This window comes from Neobacillus sp. WH10 (assembly GCF_030123405.1).
GTDB lineage: Bacteria > Bacillota > Bacilli > Bacillales > Cytobacillaceae > Neobacillus.
This window is the reverse complement of the sequence record NZ_CP126110.1, coordinates 2,985,865-3,010,074: the sequence shown is the minus strand read 5'-3', so window position 1 is coordinate 3,010,074 and position 24,210 is coordinate 2,985,865. Positions and strand designations below refer to the sequence as shown.

22 protein-coding genes and 3 pseudogenes are annotated in these 24,210 nt (G+C 35.1%); 20 read left to right on the top strand and 5 right to left on the bottom strand.

The features are described 5' to 3' along the window. Positions 1-17 precede the first annotated feature (17 nt). The 4 genes from aepX to QNH20_RS14245 all read left to right on the top strand — a co-directional run bounded on the left by aepX (position 18) and on the right by QNH20_RS14245 (position 4,576). A complete protein-coding gene (aepX, locus tag QNH20_RS14260) occupies positions 18-926 on the top strand; it encodes a phosphoenolpyruvate mutase (protein ID WP_283918665.1) in 909 nt (302 codons plus the stop codon). Next, on the top strand, positions 927-2,060 hold the full coding sequence (gene aepY / locus QNH20_RS14255) for a phosphonopyruvate decarboxylase (protein ID WP_283918664.1): 1,134 nt from the start codon (positions 927-929) through the stop codon (positions 2,058-2,060). Positions 2,061-2,071: 11 nt separating this feature from the next. Next, positions 2,072-3,214: a 2-aminoethylphosphonate aminotransferase gene (locus QNH20_RS14250; RefSeq protein WP_283918663.1), complete on the top strand. Its 1,143-nt coding sequence runs from the start codon at positions 2,072-2,074 to the stop codon at positions 3,212-3,214. 375 nt (positions 3,215-3,589) lie between these two features. Next, complete coding sequence (locus QNH20_RS14245) at positions 3,590-4,576, top strand: NAD(P)-dependent alcohol dehydrogenase (RefSeq protein WP_283918662.1); 987 nt, start codon at positions 3,590-3,592, stop codon at positions 4,574-4,576. Positions 4,577-5,182: 606 nt separating this feature from the next. Here QNH20_RS14245 and QNH20_RS14240 read toward each other — a convergent pair. Beyond that, positions 5,183-6,298, bottom strand: a complete 1,116-nt coding sequence (locus tag QNH20_RS14240) for an IS110 family RNA-guided transposase (RefSeq protein WP_283918661.1) — start codon at positions 6,296-6,298, stop codon at positions 5,183-5,185. A 1,355-nt stretch (positions 6,299-7,653) separates the two neighbouring features. On the opposite strand from QNH20_RS14240, the gene ltrA reads away from it, so the two are divergent. From ltrA to QNH20_RS14190, 10 genes and pseudogenes are all read left to right on the top strand, one after another. Beyond that, positions 7,654-8,982: a group II intron reverse transcriptase/maturase gene (gene ltrA, locus QNH20_RS14235; protein ID WP_283918643.1), complete on the top strand. Its 1,329-nt coding sequence runs from the start codon at positions 7,654-7,656 to the stop codon at positions 8,980-8,982. Between the two features lie 265 nt (positions 8,983-9,247). Continuing rightward, positions 9,248-9,667 carry a GNAT family N-acetyltransferase gene (locus QNH20_RS14230; RefSeq protein ID WP_283918660.1) on the top strand — a complete coding sequence of 140 codons (420 nt, stop codon included), beginning with the start codon at positions 9,248-9,250 and terminating at the stop codon, positions 9,665-9,667. Positions 9,668-9,836: 169 nt separating this feature from the next. After that, positions 9,837-10,340 (top strand): DUF2716 domain-containing protein, encoded by a 504-nt coding sequence (locus tag QNH20_RS14225; protein ID WP_283923413.1) that lies wholly within the window; start codon positions 9,837-9,839, stop codon positions 10,338-10,340. 76 nt (positions 10,341-10,416) lie between these two features. Beyond that, a complete protein-coding gene (locus QNH20_RS14220) occupies positions 10,417-10,644 on the top strand; it encodes a hypothetical protein (protein ID WP_283918659.1) in 228 nt (75 codons plus the stop codon). A gap of 206 nt (positions 10,645-10,850) precedes the next feature. Beyond that, positions 10,851-11,305, top strand: a pseudogene (locus tag QNH20_RS14215) (DUF6584 family protein). Between the two features lie 455 nt (positions 11,306-11,760). After that, the gene (locus QNH20_RS14210; RefSeq protein ID WP_283918658.1) at positions 11,761-13,380 is read left to right on the top strand and encodes an ABC1 kinase family protein; all 1,620 of its coding nucleotides are present in this window, start codon (positions 11,761-11,763) and stop codon (positions 13,378-13,380) included. Positions 13,381-14,102: 722 nt separating this feature from the next. Beyond that, a complete protein-coding gene (locus QNH20_RS14205) occupies positions 14,103-14,357 on the top strand; it encodes a hypothetical protein (protein WP_283918657.1) in 255 nt (84 codons plus the stop codon). 411 nt (positions 14,358-14,768) lie between these two features. Continuing rightward, positions 14,769-15,137 carry a rhodanese-like domain-containing protein gene (locus tag QNH20_RS14200; protein ID WP_283918656.1) on the top strand — a complete coding sequence of 123 codons (369 nt, stop codon included), beginning with the start codon at positions 14,769-14,771 and terminating at the stop codon, positions 15,135-15,137. Positions 15,138-15,577: 440 nt separating this feature from the next. Further along, positions 15,578-15,841 carry a metal-sensitive transcriptional regulator gene (locus tag QNH20_RS14195; RefSeq protein WP_283918655.1) on the top strand — a complete coding sequence of 88 codons (264 nt, stop codon included), beginning with the start codon at positions 15,578-15,580 and terminating at the stop codon, positions 15,839-15,841. An 89-nt stretch (positions 15,842-15,930) separates the two neighbouring features. Continuing rightward, positions 15,931-16,308, top strand: a pseudogene (locus QNH20_RS14190) (rhodanese-like domain-containing protein). Between the two features lie 457 nt (positions 16,309-16,765). On the opposite strand, the pseudogene QNH20_RS14185 reads toward QNH20_RS14190, so the two are convergent. Together QNH20_RS14185 and QNH20_RS14180 are read right to left on the bottom strand one after the other, a co-directional pair. Further along, positions 16,766-17,080, bottom strand: a pseudogene (locus tag QNH20_RS14185) (redoxin domain-containing protein); the annotation flags it as partial. A 15-nt stretch (positions 17,081-17,095) separates the two neighbouring features. Beyond that, positions 17,096-17,272 carry a hypothetical protein gene (locus QNH20_RS14180; protein ID WP_283918654.1) on the bottom strand — a complete coding sequence of 59 codons (177 nt, stop codon included), beginning with the start codon at positions 17,270-17,272 and terminating at the stop codon, positions 17,096-17,098. 242 nt (positions 17,273-17,514) lie between these two features. On the opposite strand from QNH20_RS14180, the gene QNH20_RS14175 reads away from it, so the two are divergent. The 4 genes from QNH20_RS14175 to QNH20_RS14160 all read left to right on the top strand — a co-directional run bounded on the left by QNH20_RS14175 (position 17,515) and on the right by QNH20_RS14160 (position 21,009). Then, positions 17,515-18,009, top strand: coding sequence for a cytochrome c-type biogenesis protein CcmH (locus QNH20_RS14175; RefSeq protein ID WP_283918653.1), 495 nt, complete (start codon positions 17,515-17,517; stop codon positions 18,007-18,009). Between the two features lie 172 nt (positions 18,010-18,181). After that, positions 18,182-18,781: a DUF2680 domain-containing protein gene (locus QNH20_RS14170; RefSeq protein WP_283918652.1), complete on the top strand. Its 600-nt coding sequence runs from the start codon at positions 18,182-18,184 to the stop codon at positions 18,779-18,781. A 162-nt stretch (positions 18,782-18,943) separates the two neighbouring features. Continuing rightward, positions 18,944-19,639 (top strand): response regulator transcription factor, encoded by a 696-nt coding sequence (locus QNH20_RS14165; RefSeq protein ID WP_283918651.1) that lies wholly within the window; start codon positions 18,944-18,946, stop codon positions 19,637-19,639. Beyond that, positions 19,636-21,009, top strand: a complete 1,374-nt coding sequence (locus QNH20_RS14160) for a sensor histidine kinase (protein ID WP_283918650.1) — start codon at positions 19,636-19,638, stop codon at positions 21,007-21,009. The genes QNH20_RS14165 and QNH20_RS14160 overlap by 4 nt, the downstream gene beginning before the upstream one ends. 657 nt (positions 21,010-21,666) lie before the next feature. On the opposite strand, the gene QNH20_RS14155 is transcribed toward QNH20_RS14160, so the two are convergent. Beyond that, positions 21,667-22,050 carry a RidA family protein gene (locus QNH20_RS14155; RefSeq protein ID WP_283918649.1) on the bottom strand — a complete coding sequence of 128 codons (384 nt, stop codon included), beginning with the start codon at positions 22,048-22,050 and terminating at the stop codon, positions 21,667-21,669. Between the two features lie 105 nt (positions 22,051-22,155). On the opposite strand from QNH20_RS14155, the gene QNH20_RS14150 reads away from it, so the two are divergent. After that, positions 22,156-22,494, top strand: coding sequence for a winged helix-turn-helix transcriptional regulator (locus QNH20_RS14150; protein ID WP_283923412.1), 339 nt, complete (start codon positions 22,156-22,158; stop codon positions 22,492-22,494). Between the two features lie 391 nt (positions 22,495-22,885). Here QNH20_RS14150 and QNH20_RS14145 read toward each other — a convergent pair whose 3' ends face one another. Next, on the bottom strand, positions 22,886-23,725 hold the full coding sequence (locus QNH20_RS14145; RefSeq protein ID WP_283918648.1) for a tyrosine-type recombinase/integrase: 840 nt from the start codon (positions 23,723-23,725) through the stop codon (positions 22,886-22,888). Positions 23,726-23,824: 99 nt separating this feature from the next. Here QNH20_RS14145 and QNH20_RS14140 point away from each other — a divergent pair, with 99 nt between their 5' ends. Then, the gene (locus tag QNH20_RS14140) at positions 23,825-24,190 is read left to right on the top strand and encodes a GNAT family N-acetyltransferase (protein ID WP_283918647.1); all 366 of its coding nucleotides are present in this window, start codon (positions 23,825-23,827) and stop codon (positions 24,188-24,190) included. Positions 24,191-24,210: the final 20 nt, after the last annotated feature.

Sequence of the window (24,210 nt, the reverse complement as noted above, 5' to 3'; positions counted from 1 at the left end):
CACGAGGTGTGGAAACAATGAAGAAGACTACTCAACTGAAGGATATACTTAGTTCTCCTAAACTGGATTTTTTAATGGAAGCCCATAATGGACTATCAGCGAAGATTGTAGAAGAAGCTGGTTTTAAAGGAATTTGGGCCAGCGGCCTTTCCATTTCTGCTTCAATGGGGCTTAGAGATAATAATGAAGCTTCTCCGACGGAAGTATTGGATATCCTAGAATATATGAGTGATGCGACAGATATACCAATACTTTTAGATGGGGATACAGGGTATGGAAACTTTAATAATGCCAGGAGGCTTGTTAAGAAACTCGAACAAATTAATATAGCGGGAGTTTGTATTGAGGATAAACTTTTTCCGAAAACGAACTCGTTTATAAATGGAGAATCACAGCCTCTTACTACAATTGAAGAATTTTCAGGAAAAATTAAAGCAATGAAAGATACTCAGCTGGATAAAGATTTCATGGTTGTTGCAAGAGTAGAGGCGTTTATTGCTGGATGTGGCCTCAAAGAAGCATTAAATAGGGCGGAGGCATATCGGAAAGCAGGAGCAGATGCTATTTTAATGCATAGTAAAAAATCTTCAATAGAAGAAATAGAAATGTTTATGAAGGAATGGAGTGGAAGGCATCCAGTTGTCATTGTTCCTACGAAGTATTATAACACTCCAACCGAACAGTTTAGAAAATTACGAATAAATACTGTTATTTGGGCGAATCACAACTTAAGAGCAGTGGTGAAAGCTATGCAAATCATTTCAAAACAAATTTTCCAAGAGGAAAGCCTTATCCGTGTAGAAAATCAAATTGTAAGTGTTGAAGAAATTTTTCGGCTTCAAAATGCTGAGGAGCTTCAAAGATCAGAAAAAAAATATCTGCCTGGAACAACGAAAAAAGGGCAGATCGGGGAAGTAGGTGATTGAATGCTAGAGACAACAACGTTTGGAAATCACCTTAAAGCGCTTGGTTTTGACTTTTACACTGGTGTGCCTTGCTCATTTTTAAAAGACCTAATCAATTATTCTATCAATGAAAGTAATTATATTGCTGCAGCAAATGAGGGTGATGCGGTCGCTATAGCTGCGGGAGCATATTTAGGAGGGAGAAAACCAGTTGTTTTAATGCAAAACTCAGGATTAACCAATGCTATTTCTCCGTTATCGTCATTAACTTATCCCTTTCAAATCCCAATCCTCGGGTTCGTTAGCCTGCGGGGAGAACCAGGACTGCATGATGAACTCCAGCATAAGCTAATGGGTGAAATTACAGTAAAAATGTTGGATTTAATGCAAATAAAATGGGAATTTTTATCTCCAGTAGACCATGTGGCAATGAAGCAAATTCAAAAAGCTGCCGATTTCATAGAGAAACAAGAAACCTTTTTCTTTGTTGTCAAAAAAGGGACATTTACAAGGGAAAAATTAAATCATGACTTATGTGAGAAAAGTGAAAATAAGAGAATAACTCGGAAAACAGCTGTTGATGAAATGCCAAGTCGTTATGAAACTTTAAGGATCATCAATCAATTTAAAGATGACAACACCATCCAGCTTGCGACAACTGGTAAAACTGGTCGAGAATTAAATGAAATTGAAGATGCTGCAAACAATTTATATATGGTCGGCTCCATGGGATGTGTGAGTTCCCTAGGACTCGGATTAGCGTATACCCGAAACGATAAAGACGTCGTTATCATGGATGGAGATGGTGCCATTCTAATGAGGATGGGAAGTCTGGCGACAAATGGGTTTTACCATCCTGAAAATATGCTTCACATATTGCTGGATAATCACTCTCATGATTCAACCGGAGGGCAGCGTACCGTTTCCAATAATGTTAGCTTTGTTGAGATTGCAGCCGCTAGTGGCTATCAAAACGCATACTATGTACACAGTTTAGAAGAGCTCCAAGCAAAAATAGTAGAATGGAAGAAAACAAAAGGACTCACTTTTTTATATTTAAAAATTTCCCCAGGGTCCAAACAAAATCTTGGACGCCCCAAAATATCACCAGCAGAGGTGAAAGCTCGTCTACAACTATTTATTAATACCAAATGAGGAGCAACGTTATGAAAAAGTTGAAAAGGAACATATTATTAAATCCAGGTCCCGCTACGACCACCGATACAGTTAAATATGCACAAGTAGTTCCTGATATTTGCCCCCGTGAAAAAGAATTCTGCGAAGTTATGAATTACGTGTCCTCTGAACTGACAAGGCTTGTCGCCGATATCGAGGAGTATACAACTGTATTATTCGGAGGATCTGGGACTGCCGCGGTAGAAGCTGTTTTAAGTTCTGTTGCGAATGATGGTGTAATTATTATTATTAATAACGGTGTATACGGGGAACGCATGTGTGAAATTGCAGAAGCGTATCGACTTGATTGGGTTGAATTTCAAAGTCCCAATGATTGTGCGGTTAACCTAAAAGAGCTTCATGAATTTATTCTAAATTTCCCTAGAAAAGTTTCCTATTTAGCAGTCGTTCATAACGAAACAACAACCGGGTTATTGAATGATATTGAAATAATTGGGGAGATCTGCAGAGAGCAAAATATTCAAATGATTGTAGATGCGATGAGTTCATTTGCAGCCATTCCTATCCAAATGAAAAAAATGAACATTAGCTATCTTATTGCCAGCTCAAATAAAAATCTCCAGGGAATGGCGGGTCTCTCATTTGTCATCGCTAAGAAAATTGAATTACTAAAACAAAAGGAATTACAGCCTGCCAATTACTATTTAAACCTATACGCGCAATATCAATACTTTATCAAGACTGGTCAAATGCGTTTTACCCCTCCCGTTCAGACAATCTATGCTCTAAAACAAGCGATCATAGAATTAAAAAAGGAAGGAATTGAGGAAAGGTATAAGCGATATAGTATGCTATGGGAAATGTTAGTAGCAGGCCTTTCGAGGTTAGGTTTAAAACATCTTATCTTAAAAAACAACCATTCAAAAATAATAACTGCTATTAAAGAGCCTGATTGTGCTGCATATGACTTCAACCACATGCATGATTATTTTTACGAAAATGGGGTTACCATCTATCCTGGTAAGCTAAATAATTTAAAATCATTTAGAATAGCGAATATTGGTGACCTTTCTTCAGATGATATGGAATTGTTTCTAACATTATTAGAGAAGTATTTACAAAAAATAGGTTGCTACTCAAGGAAAGATTTGAATCAGAATGGTGAAAATTAGAAAATAGGAACAATATTTAACTTTAATAAAAAATAAAGAAATTGCCCAACTTCTCCCAATGGGAAGTAAGATATACTATCTTTACCGCGAAACATATGAAGGGAACAACATATAATTTCAAAATTAGACAAAGATGCCTATTTTAATAGGCATTTTTTGATCCTCTTAATGCACATTTGACCCATAGGGCGAAACAAAAATACGGTCAAGGACCCTGTCGGGCAGCATGACTGACATCCACCTCATGGAAAGGTTGGACAAGGGAATTTTGGAGCAAAGACTCTTTGGGATTTATTAAGTACGGTATTGAAATTGGTCTATTTATTCGTAATATTCGTATCATATTAATGAATATAACGAATTAGAGGTGGATAAATGAAAGCAATTGTGTACACAAAGTACGGTCCCCCCAACGTTCTTCAACTGAAAGAGATAGAAAAACCGATTCCTAAAGAAAATGAAATTTTGGTAAAAGTAAAAGCGACGACCGTAACAGTAGCAGATATTCGATCAAGGAGTTTTACAGTTCCTCCCTCTTTTTGGCTGCCTGCCCGAATAGCACTTGGTTTCAGACAACCCAAAAAAGAGATTTTAGGGATGGAGTTAGCTGGAGAAGTTGAGTCAGTTGGGAAAGAGGTCAAAAGGTTTAAGGAAGGTGACCAGGTTTTTGCAGCTACTCTGGCGGGTTTTGGTGCTTATGCTGAGTATAAATGTCTACCAGAAGATGGTCCTATTTCTATTAAACCTTCCAATATAACTTATGCAGAAGCCGCTGCCATTCCAATAGGAGCACGTACAGCATTGTATTTTCTTAGAAAAGCTAATATTCAGAGCGGCCAAAGGGTTCTAGTTTATGGTGCTTCAGGAAGTGTAGGAACTTATGCAGTTCAGATTGCCAAGTATTTTGGAGCAATCGTTACTGGAGTATGTAGTACCACGAACTTGGAATTAGTAAAATCTCTGGGAGCCGACAGGGTAATTGATTATACAACAGAAGATTTTTCTAGAACAGACGAGACATATGATATTATTTTTGAAGCGGTAAACAAGAGTTCCTTTTCAGCTTGTAAGAAATTGTTAAAGAAGGACGGTACCTATATAAATGTCACTGAACCGTTGCCAAGTGTTCGTATGTTATGGACTAAATTGACAAGTAGCAAGAAATTATTATTGAGTCGAAATTCACCTGAAACTTCAGAAGACCTAAACTTCCTTAAAGAACTTGTTGAGATGGGGAAGTTAAAAGTTGTCATTGATAGGTACTATGAGTTTGAAGAGATAGTTGAAGCTCATAGATATGTCGAGAAAGGGCACAAGAAGGGAAATGTCGTCATAAATGTGGAAAATAATAACAAGTCCTAATAAATGAGAATGAAATGCATGTCCCCTAGGTGAATAAAATATTGAGCATTTTAGTATAGATCACCATATTATTAAAATAGATTAATGAAAAAATGTACTGATATGAACGAAACTGTCAATGCTCCCTACCAATTTGATTTTGGTTTCGGTTTTTGGGCAACTCTAAGAAGAGAAGCGTTTTTCGGCTTCTTTGCTTATTAGTTGGGGTTCAGCCTTTTTCAAGGCTAGGGTATCTCCTTCTCAGCTTACTGACAGCTCCTCAATCTCCAAATTGGCTGTCAAGTGCTTTCCTTGACAGGCAATTTGGAGATTGAGATACTTTTTAAAGCTGAGAATGAATAAATTTCTCCTTTCATGTTGATATAAAAAGTTAAGCACACGGCACGAAGGCAAAAATCTCAACTGCGGTTAGCACTCTGATATTCGTGGGTTTTCACATTTTATCTTTCCGTATAAAGGAGCTTCCACTAACTTAAAACGTGAGTTAGCCTACATAGGCATATCACAAGTACATTTCGTGGTTTCTCCTTACCGGTTTTTACCTTTGCCTCCGAGCCCTATGCTCCAACTTTTAACAAAAATTGATATTACTTTTATTAGTAACTATTACTTTGCAATAGTGTTATTTTCAATCTCTTGAGTTACTGCCCAGATAAATCCTGCTAATTCTCTTGCAACGGCTGTTAGTGCCTTCCCAAATGACTTTCCACGTGATAGTAAACGAAAATACTTTTTATGCAGGCGATTTTGAGCTTTCCATGAGATCATTTGAACATTGGGCAACTGTCCTTCGAGTCTTTTCTTTAAATCCCCCTTTATAGCAGGCGGAAATCGATAACTCCAGGCTGCTTCTACAAGCAAACGACGAACATGACGATTTCCTGTTTTGGTAATATTCCCTTGCCTTCTGATTTCACCACTAGAACTTTCACTTGGAATTAACCCAATGTAAGACATAAATTTTTTTGGAGAAGCAAATCTTTTAAATGATCCAATCTCAGCCACAAGACTAGTAGCTGTAATCATAGCTATTCCCCTTAATGATTGGAGTGCTTGAATCATTGGCGCATGGTAACCTTCGGTTGATTGTAATTTTATTTCTTCCTCTAACCGTTTTACCCTTTGCTCAATTTCTTGCAAATGGTGCAGATACTCTTGAAAAACTACTTTGGATGCAGAACGCTCAAATTTTAGAGTATTTAACCATTCACGATATCTACGAGTCCACTTTTTTCCTTTGAAAGGAGGGTGAATATCATTGCGTAAAAGGAATTTCGATAATCGATGTTTGGCTCTTAATTCATCTTCTTTGGCATCTTCACGGGCACGAACTAAATCCCGAAGGGCTTCATCATCTTCTGTCGGCACATAAACAGACGTTAATTCACCTGCACGGAATAATTTTGCTAGTTTAATCGAATCCCTACGGTCAGTTTTGATGCGCTCACCTGGTTTTTTAGGGATTAAAGATGGTGCGATCACTTCACATTCAATTCCTAGGCTAAGAAAAAACCGATATAAACAATAGCCAGTTGGTCCAGCTTCATAACACACTCGAAGATTCTCTTTTTCTCCAAGCTTTTTTATTAACTTTCTAATGGATTCCGGTGTGTTAGGAATCATTCCCCAATACCTTGGCTCATCACGACCTTCATCTGCAATGGCAACGGCAATTTTTTCTTTTGAAACGTCTAAACCTACATATTTTATGGTATCCTTCATAATAACTAGCTCCTTCCGTAATGTAGCTCTGATTTGGTTTGTTTTTTTCCAGTAAACAGTGTAACCAAATTAACCTACGGTGTTACGAGTAAGGAGCTAGTTTCGTTCATGATAACTTAAAATAACGGGAGCGTTGATCCAAGAAGGATTAACGCTTATTTGAGGAATTAACGCTTATTTTTGTGGATATTCTTCAACTTCGGACAGGGGAGTTAAAGAAAGAGAAGTAGTAGAAAATTGACTAACACTTGGGAGTTAAATTAGATATTTATTCTAAAATAATTTGAGATTGTGAAGGAATGTACTTAAAGTAAAGGGCAGGTTAGTGGAAGAAGGAATAGTTAAAATCGACATAAAAAACTACACCTCAAATTGTTAGTTATGTCAACAAATGGGGTGCAGTTCACAAATCGTTGTCAATTTCTACATAAAGTTGGTGAGGTCCAGCACTTCCCTGATAATCCTTTGGTATTTCGTTTATTCATTCGGGGTTGAGTTAGAGAGGTCTTCTAAAAGTATGTGCAAGTTTTTGACACTCTTTGCAATCATTTACGATAGCTTCGCCTATAAGGAAAGTAAAATCAGGATCCGTAGGGTTACACGCTGTAAGTTCATTAGTGCAAACAACTTTAATTGGACCGGTAATTTTTTGTCCTGGTGTTACAGCGAATTTGGAAAAAAAACAGCATTTTGGCAAATACTTCACCTCCAATCTTATTCATATTAAATGATATGAAATATAAATAAGATTTGAAATGGACAAGCAACCAGAATAGCACACAAAAGAATTTAATAGACTGTACTTTGCGGCCTTATATTTTTTCTTATTCAACTATCGGGTTGCGTGTGCGGCCGAGCCTAGGTCGTATCATATAGCGGGTGGGATTCCCGTCGAGTAAGAACTAGCCATTCGCTCGTAGCGAGTCTTGAAGGGCTAAAGGTAACTCTAGTCTTTAAGCGTAGACAGTTAGGTAGCGGGCCGAAAGCCGAATGGTTGAAGGGATTGAGCTCCATAATGTTAGTAATTCGAGAGGGCTGATGCCTTACGCACAGCAGAAAGCAACATTTTTTCTTTCGTTAAAGGCAAGAATGATAAAACCTCTCTGGAGTCAGAGACCTTGGCACGTTATACATTGATATGATACGGCAACTCGGGAGACCCTACCGGTCTTTTCTTTTTTTAGAAGAGTATGGTCTACAAGCGATAACAAGCAAGGAAACCAAATGCCGATGTAGGGAGTCGGATAGCAGCGTAGTACCAATGAAGTTGGGTAATGCCGATGGAGGAAAGGCTAGCTACCAGTTATCACCCTTACTAGGGACACATTTACTACACACAGAGGTAGGTATAATAAATGGAAACAAAACTACTAAGGATAGCAGAATTAGCAAAATCAGATCCTAAAATGAAATTTACTTCTCTTGCACATTTATTAAATAAGCAAACATTAGTTCAATGCCATTTTGAGCTACCCAATAAGAAGGCTACTGGGATTAACGGAACAACTAAAGAGCAATACGGTGAAAATTTAGAAGAAAACATAGAGGATTTAGTTAGTAGTCTTAAAAGCAAAAGCTATCGACCTGTTCCAGTAAGGAGAATGTATATTCCAAAGCTCAACTCAAACAAGAAAAGACCGTTGGGAATACCGGAACATGAAGATAAGATTGTACAAAAGTGCATTACGAAAATACTAAATTCTATCTATGAAAATGACTTTCTTGACTGTTCCTTTGGATTCCGACCAAATCGTAATTGCCACGATGCTTTGAAAATACTGAACTTCTATATTGAAAAAAGGTCAGTAAATTATGTAGTAGATGTAGATATTAAAGGATTCTTTGACAACGTTGACCACACATGGATGATGGAGTTCCTAAAACCGCGAATCGCTGACCCTAACCTACTAAGAACAATTGGTAGGTTTCTTAAAGGTGGATACATGGAGGAAGGCAAGAAATATAAGACAGACAATGGCACACCGCAAGGTGGAGTAATATCTCCGATATTAGCCAATGTATATCTCCATTATGTACTCGACCTATGGTTTGAGAAAAGGGTTAGGAAACAGTGCAATGGACAAGCATACATAGTGAGATATGCAGATGATTTTGTTTGTTGTTTTCAATATAAAAGTGAAGCGGAGCAATTCTTCCATTCATTAAAGTTAAGATTAAAGAAATTTAATTTAGAAATAGCTGAGGATAAAACTAAAATCATTCCCTTCGGGAAGTTTGCGGAGAAAAATGCAAATCAACAGGGAAGAAGTAAACCAGCAACCTTTGATTTCCTTGGTTTTACACACTACTGTGGGAAAAGTAAACAAGGAAACTTTCGAGTGAAACGGAAATCAAGCAGGAAGAAAGTCAAAGGAAAACTAAAAGAAACGAAAGAATGGTTGAGGAATAATAGAAATAAGGATATTCATATGATTATGGATAGATTTAAACGTTCATTAATAGGGTATTACAACTATTATTGCATCACTGATAATACCCCAAATGTTAACAACTTCAAAGACAAAATTGAAAACCTTCTGTTTAAATGGCTCAATAGAAGAAGTCAAAGAAAATCCTTCACATGGGATAAATTCAAACTATTTCTTAATAAATATCCGCTACCTTTACCAAGGATTAAAGTGAGCATATATGATTTAAGAAAAGAGATTAGCTATATTCTGTAAAAGATGACTAGGAGGAGCCGTGTGCATTAATAGTGCAAGCACGGTTCTGAGAGGGGGGTGGAGTCCAATTTACCGCAAGGTAGAAAGGCTCCCTTCTACTCGACTAGTTAAATTTGAAGATCGCTGAGTCGGTTTTTATCTTGTTGAACTAACTGGCAGTTTAGTTAAATAAGGATTGGAATTTTTTAAGTTAATTAAACAAAATAATATTTGAGTAAAGGATTTATATTATAATAATTCTGAACATTTACAATGGAGGGGAAATATGAAAATATCAAAGCAGTGGATTCAAGAAGATAGTGATTATATTCGAAAAAAAGTAATTGAATATAACCTTTCATTACTACCTGATGAAGTAAAACAACCATCAATGAATGTTAGCTATATGCTTAGAAATGAAGATGGAAAAATTGTTGGGGGGATTACTGGTACGATATTCTGGTACCATTTGCATATTGATTATTTATGGGTGGATAATTCATTAAGAGGTACAGGTTATGGTAAAGAGTTATTAAATCATATTGAGAAAACGGCAAGAGAAAATAATTGCAGACTAATACTATTAGATTCTTTTAGCTTCCAGGCACCAGACTTCTATCAAAAATTTGGATATAAGGTTCTTGGAATAGTTGAAGATCATCCAAAAGGATTTAAACAGTATTATTTAGAAAAGAAATTGATCTAACAGTTATAAACATTAATTATTTTTAAGTAACTTGTTCAACGAACGGGTAATAGTTCAAGATTGGGTTGCTGCGGCAGCCCTTTTCCTTGTTCCACTAAAGGGAGTTTAGTTGAAGAAGAAATGGTATAATTATCCTTATATTGAAGCAGTGTTTGGAGGGGGAATTAACATTTCTAATTGGATTGAACTTACACAATCTGATAAAAAAACCGTATGGAAAAAGGTATTTAAAGAATTTCAATTCAAACCAAGCATTTCTAAGTTTCCGTCATTTATTGTGCCAAGCCCATTCATCACATATGATATTTCACCTTATGGAAATTGGTCAGGAAATATAGAGGAATATGAAGAGATTTATAATGACCTTGAGGACAAGTCATTGTTTGCTTTTCAGGAAATAACGAATGATAATGAATATTTTTATGCTTTAGATTGGCAACATCTTTGTTATTGGGTTAATCCCTTTTTAGAGTTTCCTAGAGACGAATTTAATGAGTGGATAATACCTATTTTCCCTGATGGGGATTATTACTTCTTTCTACAAAAGGAATTCAATTGGGGATTTTTAGGTCATCCCTGGGAAAAAACCATAACTGTATTCGGTAAGGAACTAATCCAAGCATTTAAAAAAAACAAACCTAGAATGTTTAATACTATTTTACGGATTGGTTAATCTTTTACTTATTCAACGGGTGCTTTAGTTGAACGAAGAGTTACGGTTAAATACGTTTATAGGGGAGTTTAGAATTATGCTGGATCTTGTTAAAGAAATATACTCACCAAGTATGGCATATAAAGTTGAAATTAATAAACGTTTGAGGGACGGGCTATTAGAATTTGACGTTTATTTTTGGGATAGTGAATGGGAAACTTGGCTACAAAAGTCTACTGGCTATTCACTTACTGACAACCTAAATAGTGCAATGGCAATTGTTAAGGAAAAACTGAAGGTTTATTCAGGCGAGATAATTGAATAGAATGGGGGTGTGAACCAACTCACTTACGAACGGGTGCAAGATTTTAAGAAGGATCGTAAATGCTGCGGTCCTTTTTTCTTATTGAAGTAAAGGGCAGTTTAGTCAAAGAAGGAATTAATATGAACTATCGAGAAATAAAGATGTTGTAGAATAAAGATAAATGAGGTGTTTTTTATAGAAAAGATACCTGTAAAGACGCTAAAAAAATAGAAGAAGACATTAATAAAAATGATTTAGGGAAAGCGAGGGATAGGCTACACTACACGGGTTAATATCAACCTATCCTAATGAATAAGAACTCCAAAAAAAATTAGGAGTCATTTATTTTGAATTAAAATATCATTCAATGGCTGGTCGATACTGGTATTTAGAAGAAAACAAAACATCAGAGATGGTAAAAGCGTGTAATGAGTTTGAAAAATCTATGGGAAATGACCCTAATAGAATTACTAGAAACCTAAAGTAAAAAGGCGATATTGAAATTTTAAAAAGACTGGAATTAGACAGGGGAATTTCCCCTATAAAAAATAAAGTGAAAGAAAAATTGCTATAAGAATCCGAAGATTCATTACCTGATAAATTAGTTACTTTTGGTTGTTTATCAATCTTAATTTTAATAATTATATTTGAAGTAATTGGAGTTTACGCATTCTTTAACTGAATATTTTGAATAGGGACTTATGAGAGTGGATGGATAAAGTTTGTGAAAATTAGCACTTAAAGTAACGGGGTGCATTACTTCAACAATGAGGTAATTATTATCAGACTGAAATCAAAAGTATATAAATAAGGCCCGTCATTTATAGAAGGGCCTTTTTCAAAGGGGCTAATTCTGCTGTACTAAATATCTACCCACACATAATTAGAATTATGCAAATAAATTAAGATTGTTGCTTTAAATACAGCGGTATCCTTGTTAAAGATTCGAAGGCTCGCTTTGATTAAATTTGCAGTAGGTATATCTGATAAAACTTTGATAATTAGCACCAAAAGGTGTCCTTTTTGTAATGGGCCTAGTTTAATGAAAGAAAAAAATGTGGTTAGCTGAAATTATCAGAATTTACCAACAATAAGAGGGGCTGACCCCATTATTGAAAAGAAATGAGAGGATTGATAATGAAAACAAGAAATAAGCTAGTTCGAATGTCAAAGGTGCTTTCTATGTTCTTTGTCATCTTCCTTCAAATTTATTGGTATAAAATTCGAAGGAAACCTAAAGCTGAGTGGGAAAAACTTTGGGAGGAAATAGGTGAGCGGTTTCGAAAAACACTGTTTGAATTAGAAGGTTTGCTAATCAAAATCGGACAGATTCTGAGCACTCGTGCCGATTTGTTGCCTAATGCATTTATACGTCAAATCGAAGATCTTACAGATAAAGTTCCTCCTTCTAACTGGAGTGAGATTCAGGAAATTCTTGAAACCGAATGGGGAAAGTCTCTTCATCAGCACTTTCTGTCTATTGAAAAAACGGCAATTGCTTCCGCATCTATTGGTGAAGTATATAAAGGTGTGCTACAAGATGGAACAGAGGTTGCAATTAAAGTAAAGCGTCCTAATATTGATTCGATTGTACAAACGGATTTTCGTATTTTAAGTATCATTATTTGGTTTGCAGATTACGTAGTTCCTATTCCAAAAGGGTTTATTAATTTTAAAGTCTTATTTAACGAACTAAAACAAGTGATTGAACGAGAACTTGACTATTCAAAAGAACTAAATACCATACTATTTTTTAGAAATCGATTTAGGGATATGGATATCGTACAAATTCCTTCTGTGTATTCTGAACTTAGTACGTCAAATGTACTGGTGATGGAGTGGTTAGAAGGAATACGGCTAACAGATATGGACGCATTAGATCAGTTAGCAGTGAGTCGGCAGGAGCTGGCTCAAAGGCTTATCAAAGTGTTTCTTCCCCAATGGATTGAGCCTGGTACGTTCCATGCAGACCCGCATCCAGGGAACGTTCTTATATCAAAGGAAGGAAAAATCATATTACTTGATTTCGGAATGATAGGGGAAATCACCAAAAAGGATGGAGCATATATTCAAGGGTTAATCGAAAGCTTTCTTTCAAAAAATTATGCTAAAGCCGTTGATTGCTTGTCTCATTTAGGATTTTTGCTCCCTGAAGCCGAATCAAGAACGATTGAACGGCTGTTAGCTGAATACATGTTATTCCAACCCGCCCAATTAAAAGAAATTGACTTGATTGCATTAAAATTGGAAATGAATGATATGATTCGAGCCCTACCCATTCAAGTTCCAACAAGATTTGTCTTTTTAGCCCGTTCTATCGTAACAATGGAAGGGAATATCCGCAATTTGGCTCCAGAGTGGGAACTCTTGGACTTAGGAAAACCAGTTTTCATGGAGTGGTTAAGTAAACAAGGAAATAAATGGTCATTTGTTTGGCAATGGATTCAATCCCAACCTGTCTTTAAGATTATTCATTCTGTTACAGAATTTTTAAATGCACCACAAAAAATAGAACATATAAAGGAAATCGAACAAAGAAGACAATTTCAATTTATGATTTATGAAAATACTAAAAAGCAGTTATTTCAATTAACACTACTTGGATTTACAGGAATAGCAGCAGGTATCTATACATCTCAATCACTCATTTGGATACTCTCAGTTGGAGTAACAGTCGTCACTTTTGTTGTGTATTTTATTTGTAGTTATAAACAGAAAAAATGGATGAAGTTCATGCATGAAAAACGGAGAGAATAGGATAAATGTAAAGTTACACTTAAAAATAGACAGAAAGCTATTTATTTAGTTGACCGACTCTTTAATTTTCTTGTTTCTGAAAATGGAAAAACCTATTTTGACTAAATCACCTCTAAAATACCGAGTCTGATTTATGGCATTGTATATAAAAAATTCAGTAGTTTTGTGTCAAAAAGAATGACACAAAACTACTGAATACCTCGTAGACTGACACAAAACTCCTTATAATCTCGTAAAAACATAATTATGTTTATTTTGATGAAACAAGGCATTATTTACAATTCGTTTTAAAATATGTTTCAAAAATTTTGTGTCATTTTATTTAGTACTTTTGTGTCACTCGTCAAAGAGAGATTTGATCAATGGATGTAAGCGGATAGTAGAAGAGGGAAACTATTCGTATAATACAAATTAACGCTTTAATAAACTTGGTTATAAAAATGTCTAAACCCTTGGTACATATGGGATTAGACATTTTTTTTATTATATCATAATTATGTGGATTATTTTTATTGTATCAACATTTATTGGTATCCGGTTAAGAAAAAAGGCAATTTCATGGGGTACTTCAAGTTTTTAGATTCTTTCTTCTTCAACAAACGGGTGCAAGAGTTGAATAAATCGGTGCCACTTTTGGTGGCATTTTTCTTTTTCTAGTAACGGGTCAGTTTAAGAAGAAAACCAAATAGCATAGCATATAAAAAAAGAAAGCAAACTAAAATGTGGATGCCGTTAACGAAAAAAATATGAAAAAAGCTACTCCGATATCTTTATATGGTGTATATATAATAGTCGGCATCCTTGAAGGGATAACTAAATCAAACTATAAGGGTGGTGAAAAAATGGCTAAAAGTCAGAATAACCAATTTAAGAATAATAAAAATGCTCTACCAACAAAAGCAGATGCAGAAATTGCGGGAGAAAATAGTGGCCTTGAAAAAATTGCAATAAGAGCCCAAAGAACTAAAAATAAGTAATTAAAATGGGGCAGTAAACCTGTCCCTATGTTCCGCAAAAATAATCTTAGTGATACTAAACGTAGATCGTCATAAGGCGATCTATTTATTTTTATGTAAACATATTGAACAGGGGGCGATGCTTTAAAAAGGCATCGCCTTTACCTTGTTCGACTCACGGTCAGTGTTAAAATCACATGGTAATATTTAATTACTTTAATATAAATTGAAATAATACTTTTTATAATTTGAAAAAATGCATTTGTTTCAAAATGGATATATCTTTAGAATGAACAAAAATTCTTCATTAATTTTGTTCAAAAAACATTCAAATAAATGACGAAAAATGGATTGAGGATAAATTTTAATTTTATATAATGGAATTATACCCCCTGGAGTAATCAAGGGAATTTGTCTAAAGGTGGTTTTACATTGAAAAAATTATTGCCCTTTTTAACCCTATTTTTAGTCTTAGTTCTTACTGCATGTGGAAATGAAGGATATCGAAATGTATCTTCAGATGATGCAAAAAAATTAATAGACAACAAAGAAGTTGTCGTGTTAGATGTAAGAACGCCAGAAGAATTTCAAGCGGGGCATATTCCTGATGCAACGTTGATTCCTGTCCAAGAATTAGAAGGAAGATTAAGTGAATTAAAAAAGAATGACCTCTATTTAGTGGTCTGCCGCAGCGGCAACCGTTCCGTCAAAGCTAGTGAAATTTTAACAAGTAAAGGTTTTAAGAAAATTTATAACTTGACTGAGGGAATGAATGCCTGGCCATATGAAATTGAACAATAAGATCTAAAAATTTGAAAATTGCACTTAAAGAACGTGTATAAATAAGATGCTTTACAATAATTTTTATTGAATATAATACCTATATAGGTATATAAGTCCCTTTAGGTTATATTAGTTTTGAGGGAAGAATTTTGACAAGGAAAGTAACCAGCTGGAAAACTTATACCTCTGTATACGGAAGCAATAAAAGCAAAAATGTTAATATTAAAACAAAAAAACTTAGGGAACCGGAAAGAGTTATAGAAAAATCATATATTTAGAGAAGTCTTGAAATAAAATGAGCTTCGAACATTGATGCTCATTTTATTTCTTTTGAAAACAGTAAGTTTAATTAATAAATCATGAAGAGAATAAAGTTGACATTATACCTATATGGGTATAATATTATTCTTGTCAATGCTATTCCTTTTATCAAAACCAATGATATAGGGGTTGGAAACATGGATTATAATACTCAAATGAAAAATAGGGTGAAACGTATTGAAGGACAACTAAGGGGAATTTTAAAAATGATGGAAGAAAAGAAGGACTGTAAAGAAGTCATCATCCAGTTATCTGCTGCAAGAAATGCTATTGATCGTACCATTGGAGTGGTAGTAAGCTCAAATTTAGTGGAATGTGTTCAAAAATCGAATAACGATGGTGAACAAAACATGGAAGAATTAATTAAAGATGCAGTGAATCTGCTTGTAAAAAGCCGATAAAATATGTTGAAATGCTATTTCATGAAAATGGGTATATTTTTTTATTCTTTATAATACCTATTAGGGTATATAAACTTAGGCGTTTTACAATGCAATATTTAAATTATCTTATCATTGCACTATTTCTTTTCTTTATAATCAAGCGATTCTTGACGACTTAATGTGCTATCAATATTGCATCAACAAATTAGAAATGAGATTTAAATGACAAAAATAAACAATTTGTTGATGTAGGTACACCTGGAGAATATAAAGGAAATCATATAAAGGGTTTTAAAAATAATCCGCTTCATCAACTTTCTCAAAAAGCAGAGAAAGAAATTTCCAAAGAAAAAGAAGAAATTGTGATTTGTCATAGTGAAATGAGAAGCCATTAGGCCAGTAGGAAGTTAAAAAAATTTGGATTTCCAAAAGAGACAAATGTCAAAGCCGGCATGAGTGCTTGGTTATTAACTGCAAAGAGATAGTAATTATATTATGGAGGGATAAAAAAATGGTGAAAGTAACACATGCAGCAATTACTAAAATTACAAATGAAGTTCAAGATGTAATCAATGAGGGCAAAAAGCCGCTGATCCGCTTATCAATGGGAATTGGCTGAGGGGGGCCACAGCTTCGCCTGACTCTGGAGGAGTCGGCTTTAGATACTGATGAAATTGTTGAACTAGACGGAATTCAGTTTTTAGTTAATGAACGTGATCAAGTTTATTTTAATAATGTAAAAATTGATTATACAAAGTCAATATTCGGAGGCGGACAATTTACAGTCCTTCGGGTTTAATATTAAAGAGGGCTATTTAGCACTTTTTTCACACCTATGAATATCACTTTAAATTTATGAAATTAAATGAGTAAAGTTATAACTTTTATATTAAAAGGTGAGAAGTCCCCATCCATTTTGCGGGGAGGGCTTCTCACCTTATTTTATTGTTGCAGTTTTTCAGCAGCATATGAAATAATGTTAGCTGCTTCATCTCCAAATGGATCTAATTGACGTGATTCAATGATGTTTCCTTTTTTATCAAGGATTACAAATCCTCTTAGTGATTTAGGCCCACTTGGATCCTTTAAATCAGCTTTTTCAATCATTTCTAGGTATTTATCAGATAATATTGGATAATCCAGACCCAGCTCCGCTTTTAATTCTTTATGATGCTCTACGGAATCCGCACTAAGCGCGTAAATATCTCCAGGAAAGTCAGTAAATAACTCTTTATTTTTCTGCAGCTCGACCAGCTGTGATTTACAGTAGTCTCAACTATTCCCTGTGAAAAGAAAAAGTAAAGTTGGTTTTTCTTTATTGTCCAAGGCTACTATGTTCCCTTTATCATCCTTAAGAGCTTTTGCATTCTCATCAGGAGAACATCCCGTCACGATGATGGTAAATAACATCAGGGAAAGAATGATCGTAAGATATTTCCTTTTTTGCATTTGGCAGATTACCTCCTTTAATTTTAAGTTCACAATCATTATACCCATTATGGTATTACTTTTTAATTAAGAAATATGAATAATTATCAAACTATTATTCGAAAAACTATTATTCGTATTTAACTAGTATATTTTGTCATTAAATAGTCATTTATTAAATTAAATAAACAAGATATCTATTTTATACTAGTAGGGGTATGAGTAAAATGTGAACGATAACTTTTAAATGGAGGTGCTCATTTATGAGGCGGATTGTAGCATTGTTTTATTTTCTAATTCTTTTATCTTCATTTTCTATGCAAGTCTTTGCAGAGGAAAAGGGATCGTCAAAAAATTTTGATTATACAAATCCAGAATTTAAAGCAACAGTGGACATGCTTTATATGGAAGGTCATAGCAACGATGATCTTGCAAATTGTGATGTTAAACAGTTGTATTATGAAGAAGTGGCTGACATGTTTTTTATAAAGGGCATGTCAAAAAAGGAAATTCTTGATTACTATTTAAACGCGCAAGGAGTGCATGCATTAAATGCTCCTCCTGAAAAGGGATTTAATCTTACTCTTTGGATTACTCCATTTCTGTTAATTCTTATCATTTCTATTCTTTTATTTTTCGTAATCAAAAAGTGGAAAGGTAATAAAAATATTATTGCAAGTCAAGTTTCAAACTCCACAGATCTAGAACATGATATTTACGCATCCATAATTGACCAGGAAAGAAAGAAATTCTATTAATATTTTGTATTGTACCGCTGTTAGATTAAATCGCAATGGATAATTGCGGTTTTTTACTTAAAAGGAGAAATCTTGACATTTTCTTAATATTTCCTTTAAAGATTCTGGAAAGTTGTTCAGTATGATGAAATTGAGAATTGATTTACATAAATTTTGAAAGGTGTTGGTTTTAATGAAATGGAGTTATTTATTGACTGCTGGTGCTTTTGTAGGAGTTTTTTCTTTGGGAGCTATGTTTTCTCCAATTGGTAAGCCGTCTGCAAATGTAAATGAGCAAGCAGTCAGCAGCAATTTGACGGTTGTTCAAACTGCCGATAAGAAGGATGATCTTCAACAGGAACAAGCTGATTTTACCTGCCCGATGACTGGAGAACCTATGGGTAATAGATCGGGTATGGGTATGATGGGTTTAATGAAAGAGTCAGTAGCTGATGTACTCGGTATGTCAGTAGACGACTATCTAGCAGCACGTAAGGAAGGTAAATCGATTACTGACTTGGCTGAAGAAAAAGGTGTCAATGTTAAAGATATTGTTAAGGTAGTGACAGAGTCAAGAAAGACTGAACTCGAAAAGCTTGTAAAAGAAGGAAAGCTTACACAAGAACAAATGGATAACATGTTAAATAACATGGAATATATGATGGAACAAGCAATCGAACGGAAAGATACTGGCCTAATGCATGGTCATGGAATGGGTATGGGGCAAGGCGGCAGATGCGGCAGTAACCATGATAATCAACAATTCCAAACCGGGAATGGTACAAATCTTTAATTTATTCATAAACTTTTCGTAACTCTGAGGCATTGCTTCAGAGTTTTTTTCAAGTCAAGAACCTTCTAACAGGATATTAACCAAGTAGTCATATTTTAAGCTCTGAGACCGGATATTTTCCAAGTATAATAGAAAATAAAATGAGAGAAGGAGGGGAGAATTGTGAGTAAGATCATTGCTGTAGTTGACGATGAAGTGAAAATACGGGATATGGTCAAAACTTATTTACAAAGTGAAGGTTTCGAAACCTTAGAGGCAGAAGATGGGACAGCAGCGGTACAATTAGTCGAAAACCATGAAGTAGACCTTATGCTGTTAGATGTCATGATGCCGCAAAAGGATGGCCTTCAAACACTGCGGGATATCCGATTGAAGCATAAAAAATTACCTGTGATTATGTTAACAGCAAAATCTGAAGAAATAGATAAATTATTAGGTCTTGAAATGGGTGCTGATGATTATATTACCAAACCGTTTAGTATTCGTGAGCTTGCCGCGAGAATACGGGCTGTTTTAAGAAGGAGTTCAACTGATGATAATATGGAAGCAGATGAAGTTCTAGTAAGAGACGAGATTGAAATCAATTTAACAACATATGAAGTAAAGGTAAAAGGGGAATTTTTGAATTTAACCCCAACTGAATATAAAATCCTGGTGACACTTGCGAGAAAACCGGGCCGTGTATATAGCCGTCTCCAATTGATGGACAGTGTGATGGGGGAGGCATTTGTTCATTATGAACGTTCGATCGATACCCATGTCAGCAATTTAAGAAAAAAAGTTGAAAAAGACCCTGCTCATCCGAAGTACATTCATACCGTGTACGGAATCGGCTATCGGTTTGGTGAAAAGAAATGAAACTTCAAATGAAGCTAATCATCGCATTCATCATAATTGTTTTGTTAATGGGAATAAGCCAATTCGTCTTTTTGCAGTCGAGGATACGGGCTACTTTCGAGGACTATTTAGACCAACACACCTACAATTCTATGCTGCGAATGGAACTAATGCTGGAACAATATTATGAAGAAACAGGTACATGGAAAAATGTACAGCAGCTATTTTTTAGTTCTGATTCCTCAAACGGAAATGGACATGGCATGATGATGCACGGGATGGGAATGAATATGTCCATGTCAAGTGATGATATACTTCTAGTCGATTTAAATGGGATCGTCATTGCTGACACAGCAGAAACAAGAATTGGATCCTCTGGAAAGGATCTTTCGGGGAAAAAAGTGGATCTAATTGTAAATGGCGAGAAAAAAGGGACTCTCGTTCTTTATCAACATAAACTTCAAGACCTTGAAATAGAGTTTATTAAATCATCCAATACTACCATCCTAATCAGCGGATTGATAGGAGCATTAACAGCAGCCATATTTAGCCTTTTCATAGCAGGAAAAATATCCAAGCCATTAAAGGTCTTAATGACTGGGATTAAACAGATTGCCAGTGGGGAAAAAGCAAAGGAAATCAGGATTTCAGCAACCGGTGAATTTTATGACCTAGGAGAAGCGTTTAATGACATGGCACGGAAACTGGAACACAATGAAGAAATTAGAAGGACACTTGTCGCGGATATTGCACATGAGCTGCGAACACCTTTATCAATTCTTCAAGGAAAGCTGGAATCAATTCAAGAAGGGGTGATAAATCCTTCAGAGGAAATCATTCTTGAACTTACGGATGAAGTTTATCGGTTAAACCGCTTAGTCAGAGATTTACAGCAATTAAGTCTTGCTGAAGCTGGCAAGCTCCCATTAAATATACAGCCTGTTGATATTCGCCTGCTTATTGACCGAATTTGCAATCATTTACAGTGGCTGGCAGATGAAAAGGAAATTGTACTCCGGTACGATAAAATTCCAACAGAATATTTTTTGCAAATTGATGCTGATAGAATGACACAGGTTATTGTAAATCTGGTTGGCAATGCATTAAGGCATACACCACCACTGGGTATGGTGGAGATTTCTGCTCAACCACGGGCAAACTCATTCATAATTCAAGTAGCAGACACCGGCCAAGGAATACCGGAAGATGTGCTTCCGCATATTTTTGACCGATTTTATAAAAGAGATACGTCAAGAACTCGTGATGAAAGCGGAACAGGTCTCGGACTATCTATCGCCAAAGGGTTCGTGGAAGCACATGGTGGTTTTATTACTGTAGAAAGTGAAACGAATATAGGTACCATTTTCACTATCAAACTTCCATTTTATTAAACTAAAAAAGGTGTGGAGAAAATGTAATAAATTTTTCTCCACACCTTTTTTACAAATTAAAGAATGAAAATTACAAGGATACGGAGATGAGGAGTGACACAAAACTTCTTAATACCTTTAAAAAAACATAAGTCAATGTGTTTTTAAAAGATGGTAACAGTTTAATTATTTCGATATTGCAACATTTTTTCTTTGTTATAGCTTATTGTTTGAGAAATGAGGGTGCCTATGATTTAGGTATATTTGTAAAAAAATGTTTAAAACGGGTGTTGTTTTAGATAGCATTATAGGACCAAAGACTTCTTTATTGATATCCTCTAAAGGTCCGCTACGGGGTTATTCTTATTTTGTGCATAAAAATAATACATTGTGAAAGTTTTCACTTAAACTAGCTGGCAGTTTAGTGAAAAAAGCAATGGGGAATTTAATGGTAACAGATTGATTTGTTTAGAAATAGAAACCTTCAATGAAGGAGGTTTCCATTTCTATATAGATATATTAAAAAACAATAATAGACAACGTGAATAGGTCCACTTTCCACTATTAGAGTTTCAATTCAATCAAGTTAATTCTCCTTTTTAGTTTTTTCCTGATTACTCAATAATCACTTAAAGAAATAATCTTGACAGAATTACTTTATTTTACAATTTAGTTTACTTAATCGGTGTGTGCGATAGCCGAGACTTCAATCAGTTGATCTGAGAATGCCAAGTAATTCACTCCGATGAGGCTGCCCGCCGGTCGATGTTTTTCTACGTATTCCTTGAACAGACCGATGACTGTCTCGGAGTGCTCTTGCGGATTTGTTAGAAAGATTTCAACATAAGCAAGGTTGGCCTTTGTGACACCAAATCCATCAAGTACGTGATCTAGATTTTCAAGCGTTTGTTGGGTCTGTGCTTTGATATCTCCCTCACCAACGAACAAGCCCTTCTTATCATGGGAAAACTGCCCTGAAATATAGATCGTGCCGTTGACGCTGTAACCTTGGGTAATACCGTGATCCCAAAGATCGTGATTGTAGGTTTTAACATTAGTCATTTTTTTCTCTCCTTTATTTCAAAGTAAGGTAAGTATAAAATGAACTTAAAGAAAAAAATAGTACGCACTTTTTTGAAAGTTACTACCAGAAAGGATAGTGTCAATATGAGTATGGCTGATTATAAAGATAAGGGTAATATCCAAGAGACACCTTTTGGTTATACATTGTCAGTAGTTGGTGGTAAATGGAAAATGCTTATTCTTTACCTCCTGGCAGAAAATCAACCTGTTAGGTTTAATGATATGAAAAGAAAAATAGGAGCTATTACCTTTAAAACATTAAGTTATCAACTTAAAGAATTGGAAGCAGATGGGATGGTTAGACGGAAAGAGTATCCCCAAATTCCACCTAAAGTTGAGTACAGTCTCACACAAAAAGCAGAAACTCTATTACCTGTTTTGGAACAGTTATGTGAATGGGGAGAAAAAAACCGCAATAATTAACAATAAGGGAAACCGACATAGTACAGGTGATATTCAGTAACAAATACAAAATAAGAAAATATTTATTTAACTACCATGAAAATAAGTTGCTTCAACAGTAGAAAAATGACAATACTAAATAAGACCCTGCTCAAACGTAAAAAAAAAGAGGAGAGCGTAAATTAATAAGTCTATAGATTAGGGTCGACTGGATCAAAGTCAGTATCAGTATTGACACTTCCTATCTATTTTCATTCTCTGTGGTGCAGCGCTGATTTTGCGCTGCATGGATGGCTAACGGGTAGCTTGAGTTTAACACCCGACTACCATTTTGATGGCTATTTTCTAGATAAGTGTTAAACAAAGCAACACTCTTTAGAAGTGTTGCTTCTATACATATTTGGGCCATAGGTTAAAAATATTTTCTATACAATTCTTGTCTAAGGCTACCACTTAATTGGGCATAAATTTTTGTAGTTTCGCTCTTCTGGTGACCAAGTAGACTTTGGATAACATCAAGAGGTGCTCCATTATTCAACAAATGTGTTGCATAGCTATGTCTTAGTTGGTGTGGATGAATTACTTTATTAATCTGTGCCCTATCAGAAATGCGCTTAACAATGTATCTCATGTGAGCAATGCTCATTCTATGTGGCTTACGTTCTGTAACAAAAATGGCCGGATCATTATCCTGTCGATTATCAAAGTACCATTTAAGCCAAATATCACAACGAATATTAAAATATACTTCTCTTTCTTTATCACCTTTACCTAGAACTATCGCTGATCGGTTTGACCAATTGATCCTGTTCTTGTCTAACGAAACAATTTCACCTATTCTACAACCTGTTGAAAACATAAATTCGAATAATGCCTTTTCCATAGGAGTGTTACAGGCTTCCCTTAAGTGCTCGATTTCTCTTTCCGTTAAAAATTTTGGTATTCGTTTTCCTACTTTAGGTTCTTTTAATTTAGCAGCCCGATTCTTTAAAATATGACCTTCCTCCTGTGACCAACGGAAAAGTGATTTTATAAAACGTATACGGTGGGCTAAGCTGGATGGCATTAGATTTTCACTTGACTTTGCCAAATACTGTTTTAATTTGTTAGTAGTAATGGTTTCGAGTTTTACATCCTCAAAATACCGTATTACCAACAACGCTTGAAGTTTATAGGCCTTTAAAGTCTGTTGGGAGAACCCTTCAATTCGTTTATCAGATTCATAAATTTCCCAGGCTTTTGATAATAGCAAAATACATCTCTCCCTAAAAATTCTATTTTTAGAGGAATTATTGACCTAATTATTGAATTTGATACGGTGCTGCAATCTTCAACTATAGGGCAAATGAATTTGGTATACATTGAAGGTCTTAGAGGGTTCAATATAAAAATTGCTACGAATGACGATAGTAGTAAAGTTATTAAAATGTTAAAACGGATAGCTCTATGGATGAAAGATAATGAAATAAACCAATGGAGGTTTCTGTTAGATGGAGGTGACGATGAGGAGATTGAACAAGCCATAACCAATCAAGAAACGTATATTGTTTTGAAAGATAACGATACTGTGGCTACATTTACACTTTTATCTAAACAAAGTGAATGGGACAGGCATATTTGGGGAGAGGACATTACCTCAAAAACACTTTACTTACATAGACTTGCAATTATTCCTACATATATTAAGAAAGGGTTAGGTAGAAGTGATGTTAAATAAGGTCGCTGCGGCGGTCTATT